General features: G+C 47.0%; 14 protein-coding genes. 3 read left to right on the top strand and 11 right to left on the bottom strand.

The features are described 5' to 3' along the window. The first annotated feature begins 12 nt into the window (after window positions 1-12). The gene (locus HQK80_12135) at window positions 13-645 is read left to right on the top strand and encodes a hypothetical protein (protein ID MBF0222953.1); all 633 of its coding nucleotides are present in this window, start codon (window positions 13-15) and stop codon (window positions 643-645) included. Continuing rightward, window positions 638-892: a nucleotidyl transferase AbiEii/AbiGii toxin family protein gene (locus HQK80_12140; GenBank protein ID MBF0222954.1), complete on the top strand. Its 255-nt coding sequence runs from the start codon at window positions 638-640 to the stop codon at window positions 890-892. The genes HQK80_12135 and HQK80_12140 overlap by 8 nt, the downstream gene beginning before the upstream one ends. 42 nt (window positions 893-934) lie before the next feature. Here the strand turns inward: HQK80_12140 and rapZ are convergent, their stop codons facing one another. The 10 genes from rapZ to HQK80_12190 all read right to left on the bottom strand — a co-directional run bounded on the left by rapZ (window position 935) and on the right by HQK80_12190 (window position 11159). Further along, window positions 935-1798, bottom strand: a complete 864-nt coding sequence (rapZ, locus tag HQK80_12145) for an RNase adapter RapZ (GenBank protein ID MBF0222955.1) — start codon at window positions 1796-1798, stop codon at window positions 935-937. Between the two features lie 86 nt (window positions 1799-1884). Then, complete coding sequence (gene rpoN / locus HQK80_12150; GenBank protein ID MBF0222956.1) at window positions 1885-3351, bottom strand: RNA polymerase factor sigma-54; 1467 nt, start codon at window positions 3349-3351, stop codon at window positions 1885-1887. 103 nt (window positions 3352-3454) lie between these two features. Continuing rightward, window positions 3455-4201: an LPS export ABC transporter ATP-binding protein gene (gene lptB, locus HQK80_12155; GenBank protein MBF0222957.1), complete on the bottom strand. Its 747-nt coding sequence runs from the start codon at window positions 4199-4201 to the stop codon at window positions 3455-3457. Between the two features lie 157 nt (window positions 4202-4358). Continuing rightward, entirely contained in the window at window positions 4359-4883 is a 525-nt protein-coding gene (gene lptA, locus HQK80_12160; protein ID MBF0222958.1) for a lipopolysaccharide transport periplasmic protein LptA, read from the bottom strand. Between the two features lie 132 nt (window positions 4884-5015). Then, window positions 5016-6239 (bottom strand): MFS transporter, encoded by a 1224-nt coding sequence (locus tag HQK80_12165; GenBank protein ID MBF0222959.1) that lies wholly within the window; start codon window positions 6237-6239, stop codon window positions 5016-5018. Window positions 6240-6525: 286 nt separating this feature from the next. Then, window positions 6526-7632: an S-methyl-5-thioribose-1-phosphate isomerase gene (mtnA, locus tag HQK80_12170; protein MBF0222960.1), complete on the bottom strand. Its 1107-nt coding sequence runs from the start codon at window positions 7630-7632 to the stop codon at window positions 6526-6528. Between the two features lie 381 nt (window positions 7633-8013). Continuing rightward, the gene (locus HQK80_12175; protein MBF0222961.1) at window positions 8014-8268 is read right to left on the bottom strand and encodes a hypothetical protein; all 255 of its coding nucleotides are present in this window, start codon (window positions 8266-8268) and stop codon (window positions 8014-8016) included. A 37-nt stretch (window positions 8269-8305) separates the two neighbouring features. After that, on the bottom strand, window positions 8306-9007 hold the full coding sequence (locus HQK80_12180) for a hypothetical protein (GenBank protein ID MBF0222962.1): 702 nt from the start codon (window positions 9005-9007) through the stop codon (window positions 8306-8308). Between the two features lie 9 nt (window positions 9008-9016). Next, window positions 9017-9751, bottom strand: coding sequence for a ComF family protein (locus HQK80_12185; protein MBF0222963.1), 735 nt, complete (start codon window positions 9749-9751; stop codon window positions 9017-9019). A gap of 43 nt (window positions 9752-9794) precedes the next feature. Further along, window positions 9795-11159, bottom strand: coding sequence for a phosphomannomutase (locus tag HQK80_12190; GenBank protein MBF0222964.1), 1365 nt, complete (start codon window positions 11157-11159; stop codon window positions 9795-9797). A gap of 133 nt (window positions 11160-11292) precedes the next feature. Here HQK80_12190 and HQK80_12195 point away from each other — a divergent pair, with 133 nt between their 5' ends. Next, window positions 11293-11874: a hypothetical protein gene (locus HQK80_12195; protein MBF0222965.1), complete on the top strand. Its 582-nt coding sequence runs from the start codon at window positions 11293-11295 to the stop codon at window positions 11872-11874. A 16-nt stretch (window positions 11875-11890) separates the two neighbouring features. On the opposite strand, the gene HQK80_12200 is transcribed toward HQK80_12195, so the two are convergent. After that, window positions 11891-12614, bottom strand: a 724-nt coding sequence (locus HQK80_12200) for a 3-deoxy-7-phosphoheptulonate synthase (GenBank protein ID MBF0222966.1), incomplete at its 5' end; no start/stop codon positions are given.

Below are 12614 nucleotides of genomic sequence, written 5' to 3' on the forward strand. Positions count from 1 at the left end.
CTTACAAGTAAAATTATTGAACATGGTATGGCAAACAGAATTATCCGGGTCGAACAGTTGGCACGACTGATCGACGGGAGTGATTTGCGGCGCTATAGCTTGGTTAATCGCGCTCTGAAAGCAGGGGAGTTGCTCAAGGTTCAGCGTGGGCTGTATTTGTTAGCTGATCGTTATCGTGATTGTCGTTATCACCCTTTTGCTCTTGCCCAAGCCTTGGTATCTGGAAGCTATATCTCTTTTGAGTCAGCTTTGGCCTATCATGGTTGGATTCCCGAAGCTGTCTTTACAACGGCAAGTGTTGTTCCTGGAAGAAAATCAAGGCACTATGAACATGAAAAAACAGGAAGTTATAGCTTTTATCCGCTGGCAATCCAAAAGGGCTATTTTCTGGAATTAGTAAACAGGCATCAAAGTGATGGTCAGACCATGCTTGTGGCAAAACCATGCCGGGCACTATTGGACCTTGTATGCCTCCGAAAGATGCAATGGCAAGGACTGGGATGGCTTACGGAAGGGTTTCGAATTGACTATGAAGCATTAAAAACTATTACCGGTAATGATATTCAGACATTAAAAATGGTTTACAAGCACGGGCGGGTTAAATCTTTTCTGAGCTCACTTTCTCAGGAGTTGAACATTGATTGAACTGATCCGAAATAAATTAGCTGCCTATGGTGCTGTTAATCAATTGGAAGAAGAACTTGCTACAAAAGAAATCCTCCAAGACATTGCTTTGTATGGCTTATGGCGCAGTGGATTTTTTGAAGTAGCCGCATTTCAAGGTGGTACCTGTTTGCGGATTCTACATGGAATGTCACGATTTTCAGAAGATCTTGATTTTATCCTGAAAGCTCCAAACTTCAATTTTGATTGGTCTATTTACCTTGAATGATGTTTCTGCTTTGTTTTGGTGCTGTGGCACTTATCCATGCAGTTATTGGCCCAAGTCCCGGTGGTTAACAGAAACGGATTCACCGGCTTCCTCCAGGACCTGCTTGAGTTTTCCGGCAATAGAAACCGAGCGGTGTTTACCGCCAGTACAGCCAATACCGATTGTAAGATAGGCCTTACCTTCTTTTTTGTATTGCGGGATGAGAAATTGGAGAAGAGGGGTGAGTTTGCCCAGAAATTCGGTGGCGGCTTCGCTTTTCAGGACAAACGAAGAGACCTGTGGTTCAAGGCCGGTATGATCTTTGAGTTCGGGTACAAAATAAGGGTTCGGCAGGAAGCGAACATCAAAAAGAATATCGGCTTCGGCTGGCGGGCCATGTTTAAACCCAAATGAAACTACAGTTACCAGCAACGGTTGATTCTTCTGCTGAAGACACCTGTTTAAAACCTCAGCCCGTAATAGATGCGGACTCATTGTTGTGGTGTCAAAGATGTGATCGGCCTTGTCTCTTAGATCAGCCAGCTGTGCTTTTTCCAGAACGATTCCTTCTCGAACTGTATCTGCCAGAGGATGTTTGCGCCGCATTTCGCTGTAGCGCCGCAATAAAACGTCATCATCGGCGGTCAGGAAGATAATTGTCAGGTGAAAAGGACTAGCCTCTAAGGTGGCGATAACTTCCTGGTGGCGGGCCAGAAAATCGGGGTCTCTGGCGTCCATCACCAGGGCAAGCTTATTACGTTCCGGGTGTCCTTGTGCTTGACTCAAAAAAGCGTGGAGAATGAAGACCGGCAGGTTGTCGATACAGAAAAACCCCGAGTCTTCGAGGGTTTTAGCAACAGTACCCTTTCCGGCGCCAGAAAGGCCGGTTATAAGAAAGAGTCGCGGGTGCTCGTGGCAGTGAGTCATGCAGTGCCTTATTGCTCAATTCGTGTAATAAAAATACAGAGGTCTCTATGATCTCGGTGTTGATTGGTGGTTTGATCGCGGGTTGTCTATTTGAACTTGGGTTTTTTTCGATATTTGGAAGGCAGGATGCCAAGCTGCTCTCTGTATTTGGCAATGGTTCGCCGGGCTATTTGAATGTTCGATTTTTCAAAAAAATTGGTAATGGCCATATCGCTAAGCGGTTTTTCTGGGTTCTCCGCCTGGATGATCTGCCTCATCCGGACTTTAACGCTCTCGGAGGCCATGGCATCCTCGCCATCGGTACGGGCAATTGAAGAGTTGAAGAAGTATTTAAGCTCGTAGATGCCCTGAGGGGTGTGTACGTATTTGTTAGTGGTTACGCGGCTGATAGTTGACTCATGCATACTGATGTCATCAGCTACGTCGCGCAGAATAAGCGGGTGCAACTCTGAGGGCCCTTTCTCAAAAAACTCATATTGAAACTTAATAAGGCTTTCAACGACTTTATAGATGGTGCGTTGTCTTTGTTGAATGCTCTTAATGAGCCACATGGCTGATTTAAGTTTTTCCTGAATATATGTTTTAGTCTCGCCCTTCACACCGGGCATATCTTTTTTGTCTTTTAAAATATCACGATAAAAGTTGCTGATTTTCAGGCGGGGAAGACCGTCATCATTAAGCATAATGACGTATTCGCCATCCATCTTATAGACATAGACATCCGGAATAATATAATGAGGTTCATCGGTGGAAAAGGCCCGGCCTGGGTGCGGGTTTAAGCCGGTAATGACATCAATGGCAGCAAGCACTTCTTTCAATGAATATTTGGTCGCCTTGACAATTGCAGCGTAATTTCTGGTTTCAAGGTAGTTCAGTTGATCACGGACAATTTCAGTAGCCGGGGATTCACTTAATTTTAAATGGGAGAGCTGCAGGAGCAGGCACTCCTTGATGTTTCGTGCGGCAACCCCGGAAGGATCCATATCCTGGACAATGGCGAGCATCTTCTGAACAGTTTCTGGCGCTGAGTTGGTTTGTCGTGCAATATCGTCATCGTCAACTTCAAGGAACCCGTCGCGGTTCAGATTGCCAATGATAAAGCTGCCGACGTCCAACTCTTGGTCTGTGAGGTTTATGAACTTGAGCTGCCACATGAGATGGTCTTCAAGGCCGGTTTTTTTGGTGAGAATATCGAGTCGGGATGGCATCTCAGCACCGTCTTTTGGTCGAAATGAGCCTGATGACTCATACTCATTCTCATAATCGGACCAGTCAATCTCTTTGAGACCAGAATCGCCATCCAGGCTTACCTCTGTTGTTTTTTCACCACCGGGATCAGGAACTTCACCTGCAACCTGGTCTTGAAGGGACTCGTGACTGCTGTCCTCTGTGGTGTTCCCCTCCTCCAGAACAGGATTTTGTTCAATCTCCTGCTGTATGGTTTCAGATAATTCCAGTCGGGACAGCTGCAGCAGTTTAATGGCCTGCTGCAACTGTGGTGTCATTACCAGTTGCTGGGTGAGTTTAAGCTGTTGTCGGAGTTCTAATACCATAAAATGTGATACGTTCTCTATTGTGGAGAGGTTTTCACTGTAGCGGATTCTTACAGTTCAATAATTAAAACTATTTTACCTATAATAGGCATTTATGTAAAAACTACATAGTAAAATTTTCGCCCAGGTACATTTTTCTAGCGGCTTCACTTTGGATAATCTCTTTGGGTGTACCATGGACAAGAATTTGGCCGCTGTTGACTATATAGGCATAGTCACAGACAGTGAGGGTTTCTCTCACATTATGGTCTGAAATAAGAACACCAAGACCCTTGTCGCGCAGCTCACCAATAATCTTTTGTAAATCGGCAATAGAAAGTGGATCAATTCCAGCAAAGGGTTCGTCAAGCAGGATAAAGCGGGGCTTGGTGGCCAGCGCTCGCATAATCTCAACCCGTCGTCGTTCGCCGCCGGAAAGTGAAAAGGCCTTGTTGTTGGCAAGATGCATGATGCGAAGATCGGTCATCAGCTGCATGGTTCGATCAAAAATCTCATTTTTAGGAAGGCCTAAAGTTTCTAAAACAATCTGGACATTTTCGCGGACAGTCAGCTTTTTAAAGACCGAAGAGTCTTGGGCGAGATACGACAGGCCCTTGTGGGCTCGTTTGTGAATCGGCAGTTTTGTGAGGTTTTCACCATCGAGTGTAATGGTGCCGGAGTCGGGTTGAATAAAACCGGCAATAGAGTAGAAGGTTGTTGTCTTGCCTGCCCCGTTTGGGCCAAGCAGGCCAACGACCTTGCCAGTTTCAACCTTCAGGCTGATTTTGTCAACAACCCGCCGTTTTTTATACTGCTTAACGATCTCTTTGGTTTCTAAAATTGCCACGATATTCCTGTGTATACTGGGCATCTTGCAAAATGAGACAATGTTGCCATGTCGAACTCTCCGTAACCGTCTTTCCGGCATGTTGTTAGCCGGAGGTAGCGCAGACTCCGATCCAGGTGTTTTCTGGATCCCCGATAAAAACACTCGAGGATGACAGTCATTTTGCAAGAGGCTCTACAAATTATTGTTTTTTGTCTGAATCAGGGTAGAAAAAAGCCTTAACACGCTCCCCCTTATCACTGCTTCGCTCAACAACACTTTTCCCTTCATCAAGATACATCACGACTTTATTGCCGGTGACTAAATTATTATCCTGCCACACCTTAGCTTTACCTGTCAGGATGACCTTACGTTCGCTGGAAAAATACTCTGCGGCATCTCCTGTTGCAACCCACTCCAATTGGGTAATCTCAACATTACCTTCTGCAAAAATTCGTTCGACGTCCTTTGATTTTGTGCCCTCTTGTTTTGGTGTTTGGGCATCATCCTTTTTCTCATTATAATAGACAGTCATTTCATCGGCGTGAATAACCAGATCTTCCTGTTTTGCCACAACCTTACCGGAAAAAAAGACGGTGTTTTCCTTCTGCATGGAGAGCATATGGTCAGATTCAATCTGAATTGGTTTCTGGGCCCCAGCGGCAAGAGCCAGGGAGGCACTTAGTAACAACGATGTAAGAAAAACGAAAAAGAACACTTTCTTCATAATAACCTCGGTCTGTTGGGAGTCTACGGGGAAAATCAGTAAAATTTACGTTTGAGGCACAAGCGCCTCCCGAACTCAGTACAAGGATACTGCCTGAGAATGTCCTTGTAAAGTTTTGAAAATGAATCGCTGCTAATTTGCTGGTGGCGGGCTTAATGTGGCGGATAAAACGGCGGCAAAAAGTGCAAATATGGCAGCCATAAAGAAGCTGCTGCTGAAAGATTGTGAATGTTCGGCAAGTGAGCCGGCAATAGCTGGACCAGCTATCTGTCCCAAGGCAAAAATAAAGGTGATAAGGCCAAAGACATGGGCTGTTTTTTCTGGACCGGCAAAATCAGCAACCAGGGCTGCCATGATGGAGGGGATACTCCAGGCCACAATTCCATAACAGCCAATGGAAATATATATGAACGGGGTAGGAAGAGTTAAGGCGGCCAGCAGATAGGCGGTTGCCTGAATAGAAAAGACGATGATCAGACTTGCTTTGCGGCCGATTTTATCGGATAAACCGCCAAAAATTGGGCCGGAGGCGATACTTAAGAGTCCAACCCAGGACCAGAAATTACCAGCGGTTGACTCGCTAAACCCTCTGTCCTGAATAAGGCTAGTCACGATAAAAGTTGCATAAATAACGTACGTGTAGCCAAACAGGAAATAGATAGCACCAATATGGGCTATGGCTTTCATGGTGATTGGCTTTTTTTGCTTTGAGATGGTTGGGTCTAACGATTCTCTTTGGCCAAAGGGGAGCAGGCCCATCGATTTAGGGCTGTTACGCAAGACCAGTCCACAGATAAGGCTGACTAGAACCGTTATGCCGCCTAAGATTTGCCAGCTCATTCGCCAGCCCTCGGCACCTCCGCTCTGGTTGATAAAGGGGATAAGTTTTCCGGAAAGCAGAATGGCGAAGCCACTGCCGATAACCATAAAACCGGTGCCAAGCCCCCGCTTCTTCGGGCTGAACCAGGCTGAAGCCAGGGCCATCATCGGCACGTTGGCGGCCCCGCTGCCCATTCCAGTCAGGCAGTAGAGAACCAGTATGAGCCAGAGGGCTTTTGTTTTACCGATAAGGATCATCGATAAACCAATACTCATGAGCGCTGTGAATATAACCTTTCGGTAGCCGAATTTTTTGGCGACAGGGCCACAGGCCAGCACAGAGACCAGATAGCCAACAAAATTTACCGTGCCGATAAGCCCCATCTGGGAGTAGGTCAGGTTGAGATTTTCACCCATGGCGGGCAGGAGCATGCCAAGCGCGAAACGGCCAAGGCCCAAACAGGCAAAAATGCATAAAAGGCCCGACCAGACAATATGCCAGCCGTAGTGAATTTTATTTGGCGATTGTGTTTGCATGGTTGAGTAGAAGTTAGGCAGTGTCGTTTTGGTGTGTAGGTATGCTGTTGGAAATCGAATATGGTGGAGTTTGCCAAGTTTGTTATGTTGGGTTTCGTCCCTCAACCCAACCTACCATTTACTACCCATTGACCATCGGCAAGCTCACTGATATTCTGGGTATACGTTAAATTTTTCGTAGGTTGGGTAGAGCCCCGCGAAACCCAACAAATAAAGCTACCGCAGTTATGTTGGGTTTCGTCCCTCAACCCAACCTACCATTTACTACCCTTTACCATCGGCAAGCTCATTGATGTTCCGGATATAAGGCGATAATGTCTGCTTCGTTGGCAGGGGTTATGCCCCGTTCGGTAATGAGCCCGGAAATCAGTCGGGCCGGAGTTACGTCAAAGCCGTAGTTGGCGCCTTTGGTCTCTTTTGGCGAAATAAGTACGGTCTCCATAGTGCCTGCTGCTGTTTGACCGGTTATGTATTTAATTTCATCATCGGAGCGCTGTTCAATGGGGATCTCTTTAATGCCGTTTCGAATCTGCCAGTCGAATGTTGATGATGGCAGCGCCACGTAAAAAGGCACACCATTATCGTGAGCGGCCAGAGCCTTGAGATAGGTGCCGATCTTATTGGCAACATCGCCGCTTCTGGTTGTTCGGTCGGTGCCGACAATAACCAGGTCTACCATACCATGCTGCATCAGGTGACCGCCGGTATTGTCCGGGATCAGGGTGTGAGCTACTCCCTGCTGGCCAAGTTCCCAGGCCGTCAAGCGAGAGCCTTGCAGCCAGGGCCTGGTTTCATCAACCCAGACATGTACATTGATGCCGACCTCATGGGCGGCATAGATGGGTGCTGTGGCAGAGCCATAATCAACAAAGGCCAGCCAGCCGGCATTGCAGTGGGTCAGGATATTTACAGGCGCACCGTTCTTTTTTTGGCTGATTTCTTTGATGATTTCGAGGCCGTGCAGTCCGAGTCTTCGGCAAAAATCGGCATCCTCATCAGCAATCTGGCAGGCGACCTCGTAGGCTTTGTTGCGTTTGGCTTCAAGTGTTGTTTCGCTTCGGATGGCGTTCTTCTGCCGGTCAATTGCCCAGGCCAGATTTTTTGCAGTTGGCCGGGTGGCGATAAGTTTAGCTGAAGATGATTCGATATAGGCCTCTAAGTCTACTGCGGGGGCGCCAACTAAGGCGCTGTAAAAGGCAAAGCCTGCTGTGGCGCCAATGAGACCAGCCCCGCGAACGTGCATCTCTTCAATTGCTTTGGCAAAATGATCCACCGTTGCCAGATCTTCAATGACGAACTGATGGGGCAGGTGTCGCTGCTCAATGATCTGTATAATAGTGGTATCGTCTTTTTTGGGCCAGATTGTGCGATAGTGTTTGCCGTCAATTTTCATGGAAAATCCTTACAGTTTTGGTGGAGTTAAAAAAAAGTCCGTAAAAGCCAGAAAGCTGCAAGCCCTGAACCCAGGGCTCCATACATAACCAGTCAGGGGGAGCAGTATTCTGACTTTATTCTGCTGATGAATCGAAAGGCAAACGCACCAGCTGTGATTGCTATGAGTATGTAAATAAAATCTTTCATCTATTGCACCTTATGGGGAGTTGAGCAGTACCAAGCCCCAAATGGTGGAGGCGAAGGGGCTGCAAGTAATAGGCTGGTTGGAGGCGTGTGCTTATGGGGGTGGGTTTGTCGTCGGAGCTGTTTTTGTCTGCTGAGAGACGGTATGTTAAACTGCCTGAAAGCTATCGTAAAGGTACGGCGAAAATGAAAATCATCAGTTCTCGGATTCATTTTTTTTGATGGCAGCCTTTGCCATTAAAAGGCATTTTTCAATGAGCTCATTTTCTCCCTTGATTTCAGCCGGGATCTCTAAATCCTGTAGAGTCCAGAGGATATCCTGCCCATCTTCGTTTTTGGAAACGTTGACCTTGATCTCATCGCTGTCTTGGGATTTATAAATTGTCAGCTCGTAATTATTGCCTCGGGCGGAAAATTTTTCTGATTGAACTGCATTGAGTTTTGATATCATTTTGGACCTCGTTTTATAAACACTCTCGCACAGCCTCTTAGTACTGCCAGGCGCTGCCACCGACGGATGTTTTTGTTTTCTCGACAGTATCTTTTTTTTCTTCTTTGGTAAACTTGCCCTGTTTCCAGAAACCTTCTTTCGTTTCATCAGCACTTACAACCAAGGTGCCTCGACCGTCAAATTTGCCGTTCCACCAGTTGCCGTCATATGTGGTGCCGTCGGCGAATGTTGCAGAGCCTTGCCCGTTGTGCTGATTGTTTTCCCAGTTGCCGGTATAGGTGGAGCCATCTGAATATTTCATGGTCCCCTCACCATTAAAACTATCATTGCGAAATTCACCGGAATACTCAGCCCCGGAGGTATAGGTGTAAACCCCCTTGCCACTGAATTTACCGTACTCAAAGTCGCCAATATAGACAGCGCCATCAGCAAAGGTATAGGTCCCTGAGCCATGGAAGCGGCCATTCTTAAAATCGCCTTCGTAGATCGCTCCGTCGTGGAATTTTTTTACACCCTTACCTTCAAACTTACCGTTTTTAAAGGTCCCGGTGTAGTTTGTTTCATCTTGATAGGTTTTAAAACCCTGGCCTTCGGGTTTGCCGTTTACAAATTCACCGACGTATTTCATGCCCCCAAAATACTCATAGGTGCCTTGGCCGTTCTCACAATCGCCCTCTACACATTCAGCCCACAGGGAGGTTGGTACAGTTAGCAGTAATAAAGTAATCAGAATAATCATCACTTAAGTCTACACGAGCACCCTTGCTAAAGTCAAGGCTTGGACATTTTTAGCCCCATGCTTTTTAAGTATTTTAGCACATTCGTTTATGGTTGTTCCTGTGGTGAGGACATCATCAATTAAAAGTACGGATTTACCTTTTATGCAGGACGGTTGGCGTATATCGAAGGCATTTTTCAAGTTTTTTCGACGATCTTTGCCACTCAAGCCGGTTTGGGGAACGGTTAAGCGTGTTCTGAACAGAGTTTCGGCCTGTATTTGATCTTTTTTGTCAGGGAAAAAGAGTTGGGCCAGAATTACGGCCTGGTTAAAGACTCGTTCCCTGGAGAGTTTGATATGAAGCGGTATTGGAATAATCAAATCGTGAGGGTCGAGATCATCGATAGTTGTACTCACGTTTTTAAGTTCGGCAAAGGTGCTGTGGCAGTAAGTTTTCCCAGCATATTTGAACGTATGGACTAGCCTGGCTGCGGCATCATTATAGCGCAGAACAGCCCGTGCTCTTTCAAAGGCTGGTTTGTGGGCAAGACATTTGGAGCAAAAATGATTTCCAGGGGCAGAGTTGGGGAACTCAAGCCCGCAGCATGAGCAGAGAGGCTGTCTGGTAAATGAAATTTCAGGAAGGCATGCTGGGCAGATAAGAATTTTAGCAGAGGGTGGCAGGGTTTTGTTGCACAGCAGGCAATAGGCGGGAAAGCAAAGCGCCTGTAAAGAATGAAAAAAATCTGCCAATTTCTCATTCATAATTCCCTCACTGTCTAGTTATAATTGCCTACAGCCTAAAGCCTTACTTATCCGCCCGGATTCTATCGAGTAATTCCTTCGTTTTTTCTTCCATCAGGGCTTGATCGGCCCGGCTTTCAACATTCAAGCGAATGACTGGTTCGGTGTTTGATTTGCGCAGATTAAATCGGTAGCTGTCAAACTCGACGCTTAAGCCATCAGTATAGTCTTTATGGCCGCCTTTGCCAAAATCGCGCTCAATAGCTTCAAGTACCGCATCCGGATCACTGACGGTTGAGTTTATCTCTCCACTGACAGGGTAGGCCGCCATCTGGCTTGAAACCAGCTCAGAAAGTTTTTTCTCAGATGAACTGAGAATTTGGGCAACTAACAGCCAGGGGATCATGCCGGAATCACAGTAGGAAAAATCTTTGAAGTAATGGTGAGCCGACATTTCACCGCCGTAAGCCGCATCCTCAGAACGCATACGCTCCTTGATAAAGGCGTGCCCGGTTTTGCTCATAATTGGCACTCCGCCGGCCTTTTTAACCACCTCAATAGTATTCCAGGTCAGGCGGGGATCATGAATTATTTTGGCCCCAGTCCTGAGTTTAAGCATGGCCTGGGCAAGTAAACCGACCATATAATAGCCTTCGATAAAAGAACCATTTTCATCAAAAAGAAAACAGCGGTCAAAGTCGCCGTCCCAGGCTATGCCCATATCGGCACCATGATCAATGACTGCTTGGCCAGTGAGGGTGCGGTTTTCTGGAAGCAACGGATTGGGAACACCGTTGGGGAAGGAGCCATCCGCTTGGTGTTGGAGTTTGACAAAGGAAAATGGCAAGGAGTTTTCCAGAGCATCAATTATGGGACCGGCACAACCGTTACCGGCGTTCACGACCAGCTTGAGAGGTTTAAGCTTTTTGTGGTCAATATAACCGAGCAGGTGTTGTATGTAACTGGGGCGGGGATTAACTGAGCGCCGACTGCCAAGGGTTGGCGCTGTTTTTTTATGCCTGGCAATCGCCAGTTTCTCGATATCTTTGAGTCCGCTGTCACCACTTACCGGGACCGCGCCTTTGCGTACCATTTTCATGCCGTTATAGTTGGCAGGGTTATGGCTTGCTGTGACCACGATGCCGCCATCAACCTCAAGGTGGAAAGCGGAAAAATAGATCTCTTCGGTGCCACACAGGCCAATATCGACAACATCAACACCCGCATCCATAAGACCTTGGGCCAGAGCATCCACCAGACCAGGGCCAGAAAGCCGGATGTCATGGCCTATTGCGATGGATGCCGGCGAAAAATGTTGAGCGTAAGCCTGCCCAATCCAGTAGGCCAATTCAGCATCAAGTTCATCAGGGACACGTCCCCGGATGTCATATGCCTTAAAACATGGTATGGTGTTTTCTGCTGCTGACATTGTTATGCCCCCTTGCTTATGAGTATAGGCTAATAACTATTTTTAGTGCCTTACAGATTATTTTCTTGTTTTTTTACAAGAAAATAATCTGCGAAAGGCACTTATCCCGTTCATCGGGGTTAGGAATATTATCATGAAAGAGCTGCTACAGCAACTTGCTACTGTATATGACGAGATGGAAAAGGCCTATAATCATGTAGGCGTAGTGCTTGATTTTTCTTGTAACGGCTGTCCGGATAACTGCTGCGATAGCTTTTTTCTTCATTATACCTATCTGGAGTGGGCCTACCTCTGGGAGGGTTTTTCGGCGCTGCCCCCAGATAAACAGGCTGAGTATCGAGACCGGGCCAGAAACTATATTACAAATTGTGAATCAGCGTTTAACAGAGGGGAGCAGCCCCGAGAGATGTGTCCGATTAACGAGAATGGTCTTTGTGCATTGTACAAACACCGTCTCATGATATGCAGATTGCACGGAGTTCCGGCCAGCATGACCAACCCTGACGGTCAGAGTAAGCAGTTTCCGGGTTGTTTTCGTTGCCAGGAGCTTACTGAGGGACAAACCAGCCTGCCGACCATGGATCGCACCAGTTTTTTCAGGACAATGGTTCAAATGGAGCAATCATTACTGGCCAAGCAGGCCGAGAAACTACCAAGGGTAAAGATGACACTGGCAGAGATGCTGGTTAAAGGAGCCCCGCCGGTTAGCCGTTAGCCTAAATAGCCCTAACTCAAGAGCGGATCATCTCGGCGATCTGAAAGGCGATTTCCAGACTCTGTTCGGCATTTAAGCGCGGGTCGCAGTTGGTCCAGTAGCGCTCTTTTAAGTTCTGGTCAATAATGTTTCTGCCGCCGCCAACGCACTCGGTAACATTATCACCGGTCAGCTCAAAATGAATTCCGCCCGGAATAGTACCTTCTGCCCAGTTAATCTCAAAAAAGCATTGGATCTCCTGTAAAATATCATTGAAGTTTCTAGTCTTGTGGCTGGTTTCGGCAGTGTATGTGTTGCCGTGCATCGGGTCGCAACTCCAGATAATTTTGTAGCCTTCCTGTTTAATCTCGCGCAAAAGTTTTGGCAGGTAGTCATCAATTTTATTGGCGCCGAAGCGAGTGATCAAGGTCAGACGACCAGCTTCATTGTCGGGATTAAGGCGCTCAATAATGCGCTTGATTTCGTCAATATCGTGGTTTGGACCAATCTTCATGCCCAGGGGATTGAGTACACCGCTTAAAAATTCGATATGCGCCCCATTCAATTGACGGGTCCGATCACCAATCCAGAGCATATGAGCGCTGCAATCGTACCAGAGGCCAGTGGTTGAGTCTTGTCGAGTCAACGCCTCTTCATACCCTAAAAGAAGTGCTTCATGGGAGGTGTAAAAGCTTGCCTGATTAATGTTTGGGTGATCCGTGTCAAAACCGATTACCTGCCTGAAGTGCAGGGCCTGGTCA

Source organism: Desulfobulbaceae bacterium, assembly GCA_015231515.1.
Taxonomy (GTDB): Bacteria; Desulfobacterota; Desulfobulbia; order Desulfobulbales; family VMSU01; genus JADGBM01.

Bases quoted from the DNA above. Each gene is read 5' to 3' on its own strand.
- rapZ (MBF0222955.1), bottom strand. From the start codon at position 1,798: ATGACTCACTGCCACGAGCACCCGCGACTCTTTCTTATAACCGGCCTT.
- rpoN (MBF0222956.1), bottom strand. From the start codon at position 3,351: ATGGTATTAGAACTCCGACAACAGCTTAAACTCACCCAGCAACTGGTA.
- lptB (MBF0222957.1), bottom strand. From the start codon at position 4,201: ATGCCCAGTATACACAGGAATATCGTGGCAATTTTAGAAACCAAAGAG.
- lptA (MBF0222958.1), bottom strand. From the start codon at position 4,883: ATGAAGAAAGTGTTCTTTTTCGTTTTTCTTACATCGTTGTTACTAAGT.
- HQK80_12165 (MBF0222959.1), bottom strand. From the start codon at position 6,239: ATGCAAACACAATCGCCAAATAAAATTCACTACGGCTGGCATATTGTC.
- mtnA (MBF0222960.1), bottom strand. From the start codon at position 7,632: ATGAAAATTGACGGCAAACACTATCGCACAATCTGGCCCAAAAAAGAC.
- HQK80_12175 (MBF0222961.1), bottom strand. From the start codon at position 8,268: ATGATATCAAAACTCAATGCAGTTCAATCAGAAAAATTTTCCGCCCGA.
- HQK80_12180 (MBF0222962.1), bottom strand. From the start codon at position 9,007: ATGATTATTCTGATTACTTTATTACTGCTAACTGTACCAACCTCCCTG.
- HQK80_12185 (MBF0222963.1), bottom strand. From the start codon at position 9,751: ATGAATGAGAAATTGGCAGATTTTTTTCATTCTTTACAGGCGCTTTGC.
- HQK80_12190 (MBF0222964.1), bottom strand. From the start codon at position 11,159: ATGTCAGCAGCAGAAAACACCATACCATGTTTTAAGGCATATGACATC.
- HQK80_12195 (MBF0222965.1), top strand. From the start codon at position 11,293: ATGAAAGAGCTGCTACAGCAACTTGCTACTGTATATGACGAGATGGAA.